Source organism: Clostridium sp. (genome assembly GCF_016650035.1).
Classification (GTDB): Bacteria; Bacillota; Clostridia; order Clostridiales; family Clostridiaceae; genus Clostridium_AD.
This window is the reverse complement of the sequence record NZ_JAENWM010000051.1, coordinates 12,022-27,821: the sequence shown is the minus strand read 5'-3', so window position 1 is coordinate 27,821 and position 15,800 is coordinate 12,022. Positions and strand designations below refer to the sequence as shown.

Here is a 15,800-nt window from a genome sequence, read left to right as displayed (position 1 = left end):
AAACATGTCTCTAGGAGGGATTTTTCAAATTTTTACAGACTTGTCAAGCGTTTTATGCAGAAAAAATGGGGGAATCAACAAAAATTAATGATACTAGAAATGAGTAATCATAGGAGCTAATGAGTTTCCGTGAAAGCTCAGTAAGAATGTGGGGGATATGTATGATTAAAGTAGAGGAAAATAATAATCAAATTTCTTGGGACGAATTAGGAGATATTGAGTTGGGCAGACCTAACATTGGCCAGATGCTCCCTGTTTCAGTTTATAGGTCACTTCAATACTCAATGCGTCATGTTTTAGCTACAGAATTCGATGGTGAGTTTGCAGATAATATTCTTTTTAAGGCAGGAAAGCTTGTCGGGGAAAAGTTATGTAGAGAGCTTCTAGATGTAAGTTTGAATATCTCTGAATTTTTTTCTCAATTAAAAGAAGTTCTGCTTGACCAAAAAATTGGAATTCTACGAATTGAAAAGGTAGATCTTGAAAGCATGGAATTTTTGCTTACAGTGGCAGAAGATTTGGATTGCTCCGGTCTTCCATTTGTCGGAAGAGAAGTATGCAACTATGATGAGGGATTCATTACAGGTATTATGAGGGTATATACGGGAAAAGAATTCTCCGTAAAGGAAATTGATTGTTGGGGTACTGGCGACAGAGTTTGCAGGTTTCGAGTAAACCAACCTAAATGAATGGCTTAAATTTGAAAAGGAATAGGTGTTGTTTATGGATGATAGTGAAAATCGCATTATAGAACAGATGTCAACAAATTTGAAGCAATTGCTACAAGGGAATAAAACGAAAATTATCCGCCATGAAGATTACCCTAAGTCGTTAGAGATATTGGCCAAAAGTATAAATGAAGTAGTGTATTCATTTTCTGAAATTTGGGATTTCATATTACCCCTGTCACGAGGAGTGCTCAGTATTGAACCACCAAAAGCGAAAAATATTCTTGCCTCTCCTTTTAAGGAATTGCATTCTCAGCTCAGAACTTTAGTGTGGCAGGTTCAACAGATAGCTAAGGGCGATTACAAACAACATGTTGATTTCATGGGTGAGTTTTCCGACGCGTTCAATAGTATGGTTAATGCACTAGAGGAAAAGGATCACTTGATTAATGAAAATTTTTGTTTCCTCGAAAATGAAGCAAAAAAACTTAGAGAAAGTGAGTCACGTTACTCCAGCGCGGTGAGAAATTCTCCAGGTGGAATATATATTTTTGACCCACTTACTATGAATATTTTAGAATCAAACGAACAGCTTAATATTATGACTGGTTACTGCAAAGAAGAGATTCCAAGCTTAACAGTTTACGACTTTTATATGGATAAAGCCATTGCGCAGGAGGATCTCATAAATATCAAAGGAAAAAGTTTATATAGTATTACCAATGCGATATACTGCTTGAAAAATGGTGAACACATTAATGTTGATATTAATTCATGTTGGTCTACAAGTGGGCAATCAAGTGTAATAATTGTAAGTGTACAAGACGTCACTGCGCGTAATAAGGCACAAGAGGTTTCCGCAAAATATAAGGTGTTATTAGAGAATGCATGTGATATTATCCTGTTCGTTCGTCTTGATGGACAAATAATTGAGGCAAACAAGGCTGCTGAAGATGCTTATGGCTATAGCCGAGGTGAACTACTTTTATTAAATATCTATAACCTACATAACAGTGTGGACTTACTAATTGTTAAACGCCAATTGCAGGAGGCAAGTGTGAATGGTATTATATTTGAGTCTACACACATTAGAAAAGATGGGGGCTCTTTTCCTGTAGAAGTAAGTTGTAAGGGAAGTGTAGTTGGGAATGAAATAATCCTTGGAAATGTTATTCGAGATATCAGTGACCGAAAACGAATAGAGGATAACCTTCGTTACTATGCATCGCATGATGCCTTGACAAGTGCACCAAATAGATATGTTCTTGAAAAAACATATGAACAAATGATTGCTGAGATTAATCAAAAAAATAAAACAGCAGCATTACTCTTAATTGATGTAGATAATTTCAAATTCATAAATGATACGTTTGGGCATACTATGGGTGACATGGTACTTATAAATATGGTTTCTATAATAAAGGAAAACATTCGTAAAGAAGATCTTTTGGCAAGACTCGGTGGGGATGAATTTGCTGTTCTACTTAATAATGTTACTTTAGAAGAGGCAGGTCTTGTAGCTGAAACCTTAAGGTATAAGATTGAAAAATCAAAAATGCGTGATGATAATTACGAAATTTCATTTGGTTATACCATTAGTATAGGTGTTGCACCAATTAATAATGGATCAGTTGAGTTTCGAGAGGCGATTTCTCGTGCTGACTATGCCCTTTATAAATCAAAGGAACAAGGAAAAAATCGTGTATTCAGCACATCAAACGAGATATTAGGCAAAGATAAACTTGGCGAAACCAACGACATAATGCTTTTAATAAGTAATGCCCTGGAAACAGATAAAATTGTTTTGTTTTTCCAACCTATAGTAAATATTTCATCAGGAGAAATTATACATAACGAAGCATTAATGCGAATAGTGATGGAAAACGGAGAATTGGTTTATCCAGGTAAAATAATACCCGTCGCAGAGCGATTTGGGCTGATGTCTCAAATTGATAGACGTGTTGTTAATTTGGCATTTGAAGCACTGGAAAAATATCCAACACTTAAACTATTTGTTAATTTGTCCGGTGGTAGCATTGGAGATGAAGAACTTCTTTTATTAATTGAAGAAAATATGCTAAGTAGGGGAATTGAACCATCTAGGCTTGGTTTCGAGATTACAGAAACTATGGCAGTGAAAGATCTTGTAAGTGCTGACCGATGGATAATGAGGTTAAAGGAAAAGGGATGCCAATTTGCGCTAGATGACTTCGGAATAGGCTTTTCTTCCTTTTCATATCTTCAGTACCTTTCGGTGGATTATGTGAAAATCGATGGAAGTTATGTACGCGATTTAGATAAAAACAATAAAAATAGAGCTTTGGTTCAAGCAATGAATACAGTGGCACGGTCTCTTGGAAAAGAGGTAATTGCTGAATTTGTTGAGAATAGTTCAATCTTAGACATTTTGAAAGAAGATAATGTGGGTTATGCTCAAGGGTATTATTTGGGACATCCTGAATCAGTACCTAAATTAGGTAATATTTAAGTAGTAGGTGATTCGCATGTTTCATATTAGACATCACAAATAATACAATTAAGACGCTCTAAACGGAGTGTCTTTTATAATATACCTAAGAAAAATAGATAGAGCAGTACCTTTTTATCCTTAAAGAACACTTATTTTTTCTCAAGCCTTTTGAAAATAACAAAAGAATATACCATTGGAACAATGGAAATTACAGCTACTACTATCATTAAAACTATGAAGAACAAAGAATTTCCATCTCCGATTATTGCAAACACTGCTGATATAATACCTCCAACTACCCATAATGGTGCAGCCATACGGTGAGTTCTAGTCCACACTTCTTCATTTGCAAGCGTCCAAGGGGTCTTTATTCCAACAAAATAATTATGCTTAAATTTTCCCATGACATTCCCCATTAGTATAAATAGTAAGGATATACCTACGCCTATAAACATGGTCACATTCACAGGGTATCCAAGTGCAACTAGCAAAATTATAACTTGAATACACACAAAGAGTATATGAAATGAATACCTTATTATTTTATAAGCACCCGAAAATTTTGCATAATTCTCTTTTTTCGGATCTATATACGGTAAAAATATAAACATAAAATAAAAAGCTAAATTCATTAGTGGAATTCCAAAAGCTCCAAAAAACCTTCCAGAATAACCATCAATTTGTCCTTTAGAATTCCAGTGACTTGGTATTTTCTCTGGAAGACTTGGATAGAAATAAAGACAAACTATAAAAGTTAGTGTAAGTATAGCGATAATAATCCAATCTTTTTTAATAGTATCAAGAATCTTTTTCATCATTATTATCATCTCCTTCATTATAATGGGCCGTGTCAAAAAACCAGCCAATAACCTCTTGGAATACAGTAGTATTTAATGAATAGTAAATGTTCTGTCCTTTCCTCTCGTCACTCACGAGATCTGCTTGTTTTAGCATATTCAAATGATGAGAAATACTAGGTTTCGTCATATCAAAATGTTCTGCGATCTCGCTGGGGGTAAGGTTTCCTTTTTTAAGAAGCATTATAATTTTGCGTCGAGTTGGGTCAGATAAAGCTTTAAAAGGTAAATTCAAAGCAGACATATAATCTCTCCTATATTATTATTAGACGTTTAGACAATTGTCTAACTATCTAATAATAGTATATTCCACTCTGTTCACAAGTGCAAGTGGTTAGCTAAATTTAATAAAAACGGAGAAGTAGCAACATATATTCCCGAACTTGCAAAAGGAGATAGAGATGCCCTTGGAGTGTGCATCTTTGACACAGATTGCAATATTATTTTAGAAGGTGACTTTAATACAAAGTTTACTATTCAAAGTGTTTCAAAGGTGATAATCCTTATATGTGCTCTTATCGATAATGGCCAGGACGTGGTTTTTTCTAAAGATAGAGCAATTTAATAGAATTCTAGGTATGATGAAGAGATTATCTAACAATAACCACATTGAGGTGAATTCTTCAGTTTATGATTCTGAAAAATTGACTGGGAATACAAATAGGGCTATGGCTTACTATCTAAAGGGAGCTAACATAATCCAAATGGACGTAGAGGATGTTAATCGAATAGTTAAGGCTCTCATGATGACCTGTGGATTATACGACAAATCCGGCGAATTTTGCATTGAGGTTGGAATTCCATGTAAAAGTGGAGTGGGCGGATGCATAATGGCTATTGTTCCAAACCGCATGGAAATCGCAGTTGTAGGTCCAGCCCTTGACGTGTATGGAAATAGCATTGGTGGAGGTAAAGTTCTAGAAGAGCTTTCGAAAGAACTCCATCTAAGTATGTTTTAAGGTTTATTTTTAAATTGTAGATTATATTGTTATTTCTTGTCGGAAACTATTATTCTATGTATTAAATTTTGCATTTGTGGTATAATTTGCTTAATATGTTACTAGTAAAATTAGGAGGATTGCGATGTATAAGTTACAAAATTATTCTGAGACTATAGTATGCAGCCTATTGGATAGTATATTAAATGGATATGATAATATTTGCAAATGTGAAAAGTGCAAATTAGACATTACTGCAATAGCATTAAACTCACTTGATACAAGATATATTGTATCTGAGCAAGGTGAAATATATACGAAAGCATTAACTGAAGTTGACAAACAAGATAAAATTGATGTTACCACGGCTATTGCAATTGCAATAGAAGTAGTATCTGCTAACCCAAAACATTCGCTGGAGAATTAGTGGTGTTTGTTATATAAATAAAGTTAGTTTGTCTAAGGAAATGTACATATGGATAAAATAGCTATGGAGTGCAATAATTTATGTTTATATAAGGAGGTCAATAATGCGAGGCAACTTTATTTGTGTTAAAAAAGGCAAGGATTTTTATAATAAGGACATTTTGGATGCAACTTATGAGGAACGCTCAATATGGTATAAATCATTGAGCAAAGAGCAGATGGTTAACTTGCTGGAAAAGTTCATAATTAATGAAATAGCTGAAGATAATGATTGAGATTCTGGTCTAGAGTTGGGGACTACTACAAGTTTTTGCTATAATTCACTATTTTTTTAATAATTAAGGCTGCTGATTTTTTTAGCAGCCTTAATTGTTTATCTAGGCAATACTCACCTTGAATCTAACTATTTATATCATAATACAAGCTTTCTCTTCTATCTTCTTTAAGTTTAAATTTTTCTCTAATTTCAGTTACATTCTCCTGAGAGATATCAGCTATAACTAAACCCTCTTCCATATATAGGCTGCTAATTATATTTCCTAGTGGATCTATAATCATGGAGTCCCCACTGTAGTTTAATTTTTCACCTTCGCCCACACGATTAATCCCAGCAATATAGCATTGGTTCTCTATGGCTCTTGCTTTGAGTAGTGCTGTCCAGTGCTCACGGCGCTCAATTGGCCAATTAGCTCCTATAGTAATTAAACCGGCAGTCTTTGATGCTATCTGAAATATTTCAGGAAAACGCAAATCGTAGCAGATGAAAGGTACAATATTAAAGCCCAATGCATCGAAATGTTTTACCTCATTTCCACTTTGATAAAATTCATTTTCCGTTCCAAAAGAAAAGAGATGAATTTTAGTGTAATCTACAAGTTCCTCCCCACTGGTCGACACTATGGCGTATTTATTTTTACTGTCCTTTGTTCCCTCCACATATCCAAAGCCTATGAAAATATTAAATTTCGAGCTGAGATTCTTGAAGAATTCTTTGGTTTCATTATTTGTTTCCCCTATTGCCTCGGTATCCATAGAAAACCCTGTTAGCGCCATTTCAGGGAAGAGTATCATATCTACGTTTTGCTTTGCAGCTTGTTCTATAAAGCTCAGGGCAGTCTCTTTGTTTTTAGATTTATCTTCCCAGTAAATATCTAATTGAGCTAATGCTAGTTTCATATTATCAACTCCCTTTTTAGTTTACTTGATTGTGACGCCTAATACGAAAATTGTGAATTAACCATAACTAAAAATTATTTCACAATTGTATATCCAAAGTGTTTTGCAATCATGCTGTACATTGGTGTGGACACAGAGGCACTATTAGATAATCTCACTACCTCGAAAATTAACCCATCTATTTCTGTTTTTTTAGATTTTTCCATATCCTTTTGTATTGATGCTGTGGTGTCGGGAGTTAATGAATCCAAAATCTTTAAATTTGCTTCTGTTATATCAACATCAAGTTCAATCTCTAGTTTATTACCAATTAATTTAATCTCTTCACAAAGTTCCTTAAATGTCTCCCTGTACTTACCTTGTTGTTGCATTTCTTTTGCTGGTATATCGTAGTAAGCTGCACATGAAGCATATGATGAAATAAAGGTAAATTTTTTAAATGTATCTCTCTCGATTTTGTCTGACACAGTTGCCTCTATCCCACAATCACACAAGGAGTTTTTAACATTATTTAATATACTGGAATTAACCGAGTCGCCTTTTTTTGTTCCAAAAACAATTCTAAATAAATTTCCAAGTTGAATAATTGAACCAGATTCATCAATAAAAGCAGAAATATATATGCACCCATCTAACACATGTCCAGTATTAAGTTTCTTAGATATTTTTTCTGCCATACCATAACCATTCATTATAGGAATTATTATACTATTTTCGTGTGAGGCATTTCTAATAATAGGAATAATATCATCAATAGAATAACTTTTAACACAAACAAAAATTACATCTGCTTTGTCTGTGTATTCTTTATCAGAAAATACTTTTATATTGGGAAGATATAGTTCACCCTTAATACCAGTTTTAAGCTTTAGTCCATTTTCTTTCATCATTTCAAGGTTTTTTCCTCTTGAAATGAAAGTCACATCATTGTTATTTGAAGCCAAGAATCCCCCTATGCAACCTCCCGTACCACCTGTGCCGATAATCAGATATTTCATTTGAATAATTCCTCCTTTGCTAATACGCACTAATCTATGACTGCGAATAATTTATAGTTTCTGTTATACATTAATTATACATTAAATTTAAAGTATATGTTCAATCTGTTCCATATGTGTAATTATATATTCCATGCATCCCATACCCATTGCGAAAAAAGATACCAATATTATTAGAATTATTGCACCAAAATCGTATTTCATGATATCTTCCTTGTTTATTAAATAAGCTAATATTATTTCAATTCCCAGTATAATTAAGATAATTGGCCACAGTGATGATATGAGCAAATAATTAATACCTGGATATATAAGCCTTAATAAAAACATTATTCCAAACATAACTAAAACTATTCCTGTAGTAAAGGTTCCTACTCTACGTCCTTTAATCATTGATGACACACTCTTTTCTCTTGCCTGAAATAAGCTTTAGACCCACAACAATTATTGCAACGCCAATGATTACTTGAGGCGCCACTCTTGTTATAGAAACTATAGCCGCATATACTCTCCCCGGCATAAATCTAGCTAAGCTGTCTATGACATTATTCCATATTAAGTACCCACCTAGAATTACTAAAAATATTCCTGTGAACTTTCCGTGTTTTTTAAATATACCTATATCTATTTTTACTATTTCATCAAGAGAAAATAAGTAATTATCCTCTAAAAGCGAAAATTCTTCATCCGTTGAGTAACGCTTGTTCATACAATCGAAAAACGAGTAAAACCAAATTAATGGTGCGAAGAAGAGCAGTGGACCTATATTAAGCCAGGTAGAGATAAATATTAAAAAGAAGAATGCTGCCATAAGTGATAGACCCAGCTTCATAAATCCCATATACATGTGACCAGCTCCAGGTAAAAGTGAAAAACAAAAGGTTAAAAATTTACTTCTTACTCTTTTCATTATTAAAGACCTCCATATTGATTATTTTTTCAGAAAAATCATTTAGACTTTGATTAACTGTGTTAATACTACTTAAACTTATAGGACTTACATTTAATGTGTTGGTTTTTGTATTGGCAATAAAATTCAATTGGCTAGAAAATACAAACACTAATGCGATGCTTGCCGCAATTGCAACTCTAAGGGAATAAAATATAAACTGAGTATTCCTTTCTTTATTCTTTTTTACTTTACTTAATATTTCCTGTTCAAATCCTGAAGGAACGCATGCAAGTTCATTGTCGCTTAAACTATCAGTGAAATCACCAGCACACTCTGCACAAAGGGACATATGTTCTGCTATTAAAATTAGTTCAACTTCACTTAATGACCCCTCTTTAAGCATATTTATCGATACTTTAGTTAAGTGGCCATTTTCTTTAAATAATGTACTCACTTGCATTCCTCCTTCCATAAAACTTTCAGCAGTTTTTTTGCCCTATAAAGATGGGTTTGTAATGTTTTTAAACTTCTACCTGTATCTTTTGCCATATCTTTTAGCTTAATATCTTCACAAAAATAGTTTATGGATACTTCCCTATAAGGCTCTTTTAATTTATCACATAGACTGTGTATTTGTTCCCTGCTATGTTTTTTCAGTATTGCATCCTCGGGGGTTTCTCCCTTATCTTTTAGAGTTTCATAATCTATGTGGGATAAGCTATCAACCCTTCTTGCTGGGCTCTTAAGGAAATCTTTACATTTGTTGGTGGCAATTGTTGTAAGCCAAGCCTTAAAATTCACTCCATCGAATTTATTATAGTTCGTATAAGCAGATAAAAAAGTTTGTTGTGCCAAGTCTTCCGCATCAAAGTAGTTTTTTGTGAAGGATATACAAATAGTGATGATTAAACGTTCGTATTGTTTTATATAGCTTGAAAACTGGTCCTTATGAATAATCATCACCCCTTTTTTATCCCTTACATATACATAACGATTGGCTAGCGAAAAACACTTCAATCTTTATTAAATAATTTTGGAATTAAAAATACTCCCCGTAAAGTAGACAGATTTTTGTTTTTTTCATCTGTCTACTTTAAGGAGAGCATTACATTCATTACCTACGATACTTTAAACGTTATATATATTAAAGGATTCATGTACTGCGGTAGAATGCATTTGAGTGAGTCTTAGTAATTCTAATTTATTTTATATTTTTATTTCGTGCTTTGAAGTTTCTCTATTATTATTTCCTTCATCTCTACTAATTTTGCCTCTGCTTCCTCTAAAGTTTTTCCCTTAGAGTACATGTATATCTTAATTTTTGGTTCTGTACCTGAAGGCCTTACAGCATACCAACTTTCATCATCAAAATAGAATTTAAGTACATTAGATACTGGAATTCCACTAGCTTCTATACTTCCATTTATTATATCGTAAGATTTTTCTACTTCATAATCTATATATTTAGTAAGCTTTGAAGTTCCTAAAGTCTTCGGATTATCTAATCTGTATTCTTCCATCATCCTAGAAATTCTTTTTTGACCTTCTATGCCTTCTAAAACTATAGATATTAGGTTTTCTCTATAATATCCAAACTCTTCATATATTTCATTTAATATATCTATTAGAGTTTTCCCTTGTTTTTTATAATAACCAGCAGCTTCACATAAAAGCATAGAAGCTATTACTGCATCTTTATCGCGAACGAAGGTTCCCGCAACATAGCCGATACTTTCTTCATATCCAAAGACAAATTCATAGCTATTGTCTTTTTTGAAATCATTTATTTTACCACAAATGTTTTTAAAGCCTGTTAATACATCGAAGGTTTCTACGCCATATTTCTTTCCTATTGCTCTACCTAAGTCTCCTGTTACTAAGGACTTAACTATAGCAGCATTCTTTGGAAGTGTGCCTTTTTCCTTCATTCCTTCTATGACATATTTTATTAATATAGCTCCTGTTTGATTACCGTTAAAGGCAACATATTCACCACTTTTATCTCTAACCATTATGGCAAGTCTATCACAATCTGGGTCTGTAGCTATTAATAATTCTGCCCCTTCTTTTTTCCCAAGAGCCTGTGCATATTTAAATGCTTTTACATCCTCTGGGTTTGGGTATCCAACTGTAGTAAAGTCTGGATCTGGATTTTCTTGCTCAGGTACTACTATTATATTAGTAAAGCCTCTTTCCTTAAGTACACGCCTTACTGGCATGTTTCCTGTCCCGTTTAGTGGGGTATATACAATTTTTATATCTTTATCTATGTCATCTCTTAAGCTAAGTCCTTTTACTTTCTCCATATATTCCTTATCCATAGCTTTTCCAAGCATTACTAGTAAGCCTTTTTCCTTTGCTTCATCTATATCCATAAGTTTTATAGCACTAAAGTCTGTAATCATTTGAATTTTTTCAGTTATTCCCTTTGCTATAGATGATAATATTTGAGCCCCATCTTCCCAATACACCTTGTATCCGTTGTATTCTTTAGGGTTATGGCTTGCTGTTACTACGATTCCCGAGGCACAATTTAGTGTCCTTACTGCGTAGGATAATTCTGGAGTAGGCCTTAATTCTTCAAATAAATAAGCCTTTACTCCATTTGCTGCTAAAACCTGAGCTGCCGTTTTCGCAAATTCTTCTGAAAAATGTCTGCAATCATATGCTATAGCTACGCCTCTATCCATATATTCTTGGCCATATTCACTAATGTAATCTGCTAGCCCTTGAGTTGCTCTTGAAATAATATATATGTTCATCCTATTAAGTCCTGCACCTAATTTCCCTCTTAGTCCTGCAGTTCCAAACTCTAAGTCCATGTAAAATCTATCTTGAATTTCCTTATCATCCTCTGATATTGACCTTAATTCTTCACGGGTCTTTTCATCAAAAGATTCATTATTTACCCATTCTTCATATTTTTTCATATAAGTCATTTTATCTCACACCTTTCTCTATGTAGTTATTATTATTATTATACATTATTTTCTATGTATTTGAAATGATTAAATACATATCAGACGATAAATTCCATATATTTCAAAATATATTTCTAAATAGTTGTAACAACTTTTAATTTTGAGCATATAATATATTAGGCTTCACTACTGACAAGAGATGGATATTCCTCCTAATTTATTTTTGTGAGCATATTTTATATTTTATATTTTTTATTTTATAAATATTCTTTATTATTATATTCCTATCTCATGTCATTAGTGAATCTACTCTCAAAAATTCTTGTTTTAACAAATTTATCGATTTGTTAAAACAAGAATTTTTGCTTTTTGATAAGTTAAATTATTGGGTAAATTATTGGGGACGGTTAACAACTTTTCAACTTAACTTAATGCGAATTATTGGGGACGGTTAACAACTTTTCAACTTAAACCGTGAAAGTTATTAACCGTCCCTAACCATTTTGGCTGTCCCCCTCACCTCTTAAGCTCATTTGTTGTTAACCGTCCCCCAACTTTCCCCTGACTTTTTACCAAATAAGTCGATAAATCTGAGTAGTGCAAAAACAAATCACTATGGCAATTATTGTTGGCATTACTATAGATAATATTGTCCATTTAATACTTCCAGTTTCTTTTTTGATAGTCCATACTGTTGTGGCACAAGGAAAATGAAGTAATGAGAATAGCATGGTATTTATTAGTGTTAAGTATGTCCAACCATTAGCAATCAAAATTTCTCTTAGCTGATCTATACTCTCAAACTGAAGCATGCTCCCTTTGGATAGGTATGCCATTAAAAGAATAGGTAGTACTATTTCATTTGCTGGGAAGCCTAAAATAAAAGCTATCAATATAAATCCGTCTAGGCCTATGGAACTGGCAAAAGGAGCTAGAAAATTTGCTGTATGAGATAGTATGCTTACATTACCAACCATTACGTTTGATAGGATATATGTTATTGCACCAGCAGGTACAGCTACAACTACTGCTCTTCCAAGTACAAACATAGTTCTGTCAATTATAGAGGTATACAGCACTCTGCCCAATTGAGGTTTTCTATAGGGTGGAAGTTCTAGTGTAAAACTTGAGGGCATACCTTTTAGTATGGTTTTTGATAGTGCATAGGAGGAAAGTAAGGTAATTCCTATTCCTATAAGTACTAAAAGTACTACCATTAGTGCTGCTATAATTGAGCTACTGGTCTTTGAGAATCTCACTCCAACAAATACCATGGATAGTGCTATTAAGGTTGGAAATCTCCCATTGCAAGGTACAAAATTATTAGTTACAATAGCTATAAGCCTCTCTCTTGGGGATTCAATTATCCTGCAAGCAATTACTCCTGCAGCATTGCAACCAAAGCCCATACACATGGTTAGCGCTTGCTTTCCATGACAACAAGCTCTTTTAAACGCATGGTCTAAATTAAAACATACTCTCGGAAGATATCCAACATCCTCAAGAAGTGTGAATATAGGAAAGAATATTGCCATAGGGGGAAGCATTACAGCTACTACCCAGGCAAAGGTTCGATATACTCCAAGTACTAAAAGGTTATTAAGCCATAGAGGCACTTGTATATAGATAAAGAATAAACCGAGCTTTGCTTCTATCCAAAATAATAATTTTGCTAAGATTTGGGATGGGTAATTGGCTCCCTGTATTGTAATCCAGAATACTACTGCTAGCATTAGTAGCATTATAGGGATTCCAGTTTTCTTGGATGTAATTATGTCATCAATTCTTTGCTGGGATAATAACCTATCAGTGTCTTTTATAACGGTTTTTCTTGTTATATCCTCTGCTTTTTCATAAATTGTCGATACAATAGTGTCTCTTATATTTTCATTGTTTTTGATTCTAAATTCTTTGGATTTTTCTATAACGGCCTTGATCTTTATGTCTTCACTTAAATTCAATAATCACACCTTCCTATCCATTGTTCCCTGATGCACATTCAGCTGACTAATATTCTAATTTAGTTGTGTTTTTCTAAATCATAATCTAAAAATTTACTTATAGATTTTATAAGTGATGCGTCCCCATCTAAAAGTCTTAAAGCAAGCCATTTAGCATTAATTTTGTCATTAAAAATGGAACTAATCATTGGAGTAAGTTCTTGTAATTTTTCTGTAATTTCTCTTGGATACACAATTTGTGCTGGGCATGTCACGATTTTCTTGCAGCATAAATCATGTATGGTATCTTTTAAGATATTCATACCCACATTACTTCTTGCAGTAGTTGGTACTACTGGAATCCCTAGTTCTTTTGATAAGCCTTCTATATCTATTTCTATATTTTTACTTTTAGCCTCGTCCATGAGATTTACACATGCTACTACATTCCCCGTAATCTCTAGCACCTGCAAAAGTAAGTTTAAGTTCCTTTCTATACATGTTGCATCCAAAACTACCACTGTTACGTCTGGCTTCCCAAAACATATGAAGTCTCTAGCTACTACTTCTTCTACAGAACTTGCGAGAAGAGAATAAGTACCTGGTAAATCTACTATAATAAAGTCCTTATCTCTATGTCTATATTTACCTTGAGAGTTTACTACGGTTTTACCTGGCCAATTACCTGTATGTTGATGTAGTCCAGTTAGTGCATTGAACACTGTACTCTTGCCTGTATTTGGATTCCCTGCCAGTGCAATAACATAGTCTTCTTCCTTTGATTTTTCAATATTAAACAGATCTTTTAACCCTTGTTTGGTGCTAGCACTGTGAGTTAGACCCATTATTCCTTCCCCCCATAATTTCAAAGGAAATCCTCTAAAATTCAATATATTTTATTTTAAAAATTGCTCAGTTCCAAGCTTTATCTAAATGTCTCTTACCATAATATTTTTTGCTTCATCATTTCTTAGTGCAATACATGTATCTCTTATAAGATATGCAGTAGGATCCCCAAAGGGACTATGCCTAAGCACGTGGATAATAGTGTTTGGTATTATTCCCAAATCCAACATTCGCTGTCTTGATAAGCCTTTCGAAATAAGTTCCACCACTAGAACTTTTTTTCCTAGTGCAATTTCTGTTAGTTTTAACGTTAAGTTTTCCATTTTTCACCGTCCCTTACAAGACCTTAGGCACATTATTGTAAATAACAAGTCAAAATAGACTATCATCTTCCCTTTCTTGTTATTTCTTTTAACGTACCTTTGCTTTATACTATGAAGATGAGGCTGAAATCGCTACTTAAAATACTTCGAAATATAAAATGCCTAAGTGTATTTCTACACCTAGGCATTTTTGTTCTTTGATGAAGCTATGTTATTTGTTTTGTGATTCGTATATCAATTTAGATACTTGTGCAATACTTTCATGTGCACCTACCATATTTTCTGTGAAGACTACAAGAATATAAGGTTTATCATTGAATACAATGGCCATATCATTTACATATTCAGCATAGTCACCAATTTTATGAGCTACAATTTCATTTGGAATATACTTGTCTATCCTATCATGGAACTCTGTTTTTTTCATATTTTCAATTAAACCATTGTAGTATTCATTATTGTCTGGGTTTATATATAATCTTTCCAATATTTTAAAAGAATCCATTGGTGTGGTGTAATTCCCTTTATGCTCTATAGAATGCCCCGTAATTTTTTCAAGATAAGCGTATCTATTTTCATTTCCCACTTTTCTTAAAAGCATATTTACGGCTATATTATCCGAATACCTTATTGAATAGTCACTTAATTTCTGTATGGCAATAGGTTTACTTAAATCCGTTCCTTGAAGTATTCCTGCGCCACCTTCAAAATCTGCTTTTCTATATTTTAATTTTTCATCAATATCAATTTCTTTATCCTGTACCATATCGTACATAAGCATATTTATAGGTACTTTTATCGTACTCGCCGCATGGAACTGTTTGTCCCCATTTATGTTAATGGATTTTTCAGAATTTATGTCGTAGTATACAATTCCAAATTTATTTATATCTTCACCTAAGAGTGTTTTAATTGATTTTTCTAAATCCTCTAGTTGTTGTTGATTTTTTAGGTCTTCATCTATCTTATTTTGCTTTTCTACTAATAGTAGCTGATATTCAGCTTCAGCTTTAGCCTTAGCCTCTGCTGCTTTAACTGCACTTTGAGATGTCTCCTCAATATTAGCAGAGGCATACATTGCAGGAACGCTGGCGCTGGCAACCGTCTGCTGTTTACTTATAAACAGTGTTGCAAAAAAAACCAATACTACTGCTAGTAAAAGCATCGCATCCTTATCTTCCATCTAAATTATTCCCCCTAAAATCCTATTACTAATATTCTATTTTTTTGATTCTATTTTAATGTCACTTTTCAAATTTATTCTTATAGTTACATTATACCTTACATTCCTTTAAAATTTTGCATTCTTTTCATTTTATCGAAAATACTTATGGAAAAGTTGGGG

At 33.3% G+C, this 15,800-nt stretch carries 15 protein-coding genes and 2 pseudogenes; 5 read left to right on the top strand and 12 right to left on the bottom strand.

The features are described from left to right. Positions 1–119 precede the first annotated feature (119 nt). Together JJD95_RS12615 and JJD95_RS12610 are read left to right on the top strand one after the other, a co-directional pair. Positions 120–689 (top strand): V4R domain-containing protein, encoded by a 570-nt coding sequence (locus JJD95_RS12615; RefSeq protein WP_291643382.1) that lies wholly within the window; start codon positions 120–122, stop codon positions 687–689. Positions 690–996: 307 nt separating this feature from the next. After that, positions 997–3,156 (top strand): bifunctional diguanylate cyclase/phosphodiesterase, encoded by a 2,160-nt coding sequence (locus tag JJD95_RS12610; RefSeq protein WP_291643381.1) that lies wholly within the window; start codon positions 997–999, stop codon positions 3,154–3,156. Positions 3,157–3,287: 131 nt separating this feature from the next. Here the strand turns inward: JJD95_RS12610 and JJD95_RS12605 are convergent, their stop codons facing one another. Together JJD95_RS12605 and JJD95_RS12600 are read right to left on the bottom strand one after the other, a co-directional pair. Then, the gene (locus tag JJD95_RS12605; protein ID WP_291643380.1) at positions 3,288–3,956 is read right to left on the bottom strand and encodes an SdpI family protein; all 669 of its coding nucleotides are present in this window, start codon (positions 3,954–3,956) and stop codon (positions 3,288–3,290) included. Next, positions 3,937–4,239 (bottom strand): autorepressor SdpR family transcription factor, encoded by a 303-nt coding sequence (locus JJD95_RS12600; protein WP_291643379.1) that lies wholly within the window; start codon positions 4,237–4,239, stop codon positions 3,937–3,939. The genes JJD95_RS12605 and JJD95_RS12600 overlap by 20 nt, the downstream gene beginning before the upstream one ends. 60 nt (positions 4,240–4,299) lie before the next feature. On the opposite strand from JJD95_RS12600, the pseudogene JJD95_RS12595 reads away from it, so the two are divergent. From JJD95_RS12595 to JJD95_RS12585, 3 genes and pseudogenes are all read left to right on the top strand, one after another. Further along, positions 4,300–4,954, top strand: a pseudogene (locus JJD95_RS12595) (glutaminase). Between the two features lie 124 nt (positions 4,955–5,078). Next, entirely contained in the window at positions 5,079–5,360 is a 282-nt protein-coding gene (locus JJD95_RS12590; protein ID WP_291643378.1) for a late competence development ComFB family protein, read from the top strand. A 103-nt stretch (positions 5,361–5,463) separates the two neighbouring features. Further along, positions 5,464–5,634: a hypothetical protein gene (locus tag JJD95_RS12585; protein WP_291643377.1), complete on the top strand. Its 171-nt coding sequence runs from the start codon at positions 5,464–5,466 to the stop codon at positions 5,632–5,634. Positions 5,635–5,758: 124 nt separating this feature from the next. Here the strand turns inward: JJD95_RS12585 and JJD95_RS12580 are convergent, their stop codons facing one another. From JJD95_RS12580 to JJD95_RS12535, 10 genes and pseudogenes are all read right to left on the bottom strand, one after another. Continuing rightward, positions 5,759–6,535, bottom strand: coding sequence for a nitrilase-related carbon-nitrogen hydrolase (locus tag JJD95_RS12580; protein ID WP_291643376.1), 777 nt, complete (start codon positions 6,533–6,535; stop codon positions 5,759–5,761). Positions 6,536–6,609: 74 nt separating this feature from the next. Beyond that, positions 6,610–7,533: a ketopantoate reductase family protein gene (locus JJD95_RS12575; RefSeq protein ID WP_291643375.1), complete on the bottom strand. Its 924-nt coding sequence runs from the start codon at positions 7,531–7,533 to the stop codon at positions 6,610–6,612. A gap of 87 nt (positions 7,534–7,620) precedes the next feature. Then, complete coding sequence (locus JJD95_RS12570) at positions 7,621–7,926, bottom strand: hypothetical protein (RefSeq protein WP_291643374.1); 306 nt, start codon at positions 7,924–7,926, stop codon at positions 7,621–7,623. Continuing rightward, on the bottom strand, positions 7,919–8,443 hold the full coding sequence (locus tag JJD95_RS12565; protein ID WP_291643373.1) for a hypothetical protein: 525 nt from the start codon (positions 8,441–8,443) through the stop codon (positions 7,919–7,921). Before JJD95_RS12565 ends, JJD95_RS12570 begins: the two co-directional genes overlap by 8 nt. After that, positions 8,424–8,885 (bottom strand): hypothetical protein, encoded by a 462-nt coding sequence (locus JJD95_RS12560; protein WP_291643383.1) that lies wholly within the window; start codon positions 8,883–8,885, stop codon positions 8,424–8,426. The genes JJD95_RS12565 and JJD95_RS12560 overlap by 20 nt, the downstream gene beginning before the upstream one ends. Next, on the bottom strand, positions 8,876–9,388 hold the full coding sequence (locus tag JJD95_RS12555) for a sigma-70 family RNA polymerase sigma factor (protein WP_291643372.1): 513 nt from the start codon (positions 9,386–9,388) through the stop codon (positions 8,876–8,878). Before JJD95_RS12555 ends, JJD95_RS12560 begins: the two co-directional genes overlap by 10 nt. A 251-nt stretch (positions 9,389–9,639) precedes the next feature. Further along, complete coding sequence (locus JJD95_RS12550) at positions 9,640–11,364, bottom strand: phospho-sugar mutase (protein WP_291643371.1); 1,725 nt, start codon at positions 11,362–11,364, stop codon at positions 9,640–9,642. Positions 11,365–11,915: 551 nt separating this feature from the next. Continuing rightward, positions 11,916–14,131, bottom strand: a pseudogene (gene feoB / locus JJD95_RS12545) (ferrous iron transport protein B). Between the two features lie 84 nt (positions 14,132–14,215). After that, a complete protein-coding gene (locus JJD95_RS12540) occupies positions 14,216–14,455 on the bottom strand; it encodes a FeoA family protein (RefSeq protein ID WP_291643370.1) in 240 nt (79 codons plus the stop codon). 211 nt (positions 14,456–14,666) lie between these two features. Further along, entirely contained in the window at positions 14,667–15,638 is a 972-nt protein-coding gene (locus tag JJD95_RS12535; RefSeq protein WP_291643369.1) for a serine hydrolase, read from the bottom strand. Positions 15,639–15,800 lie beyond the last annotated feature (162 nt).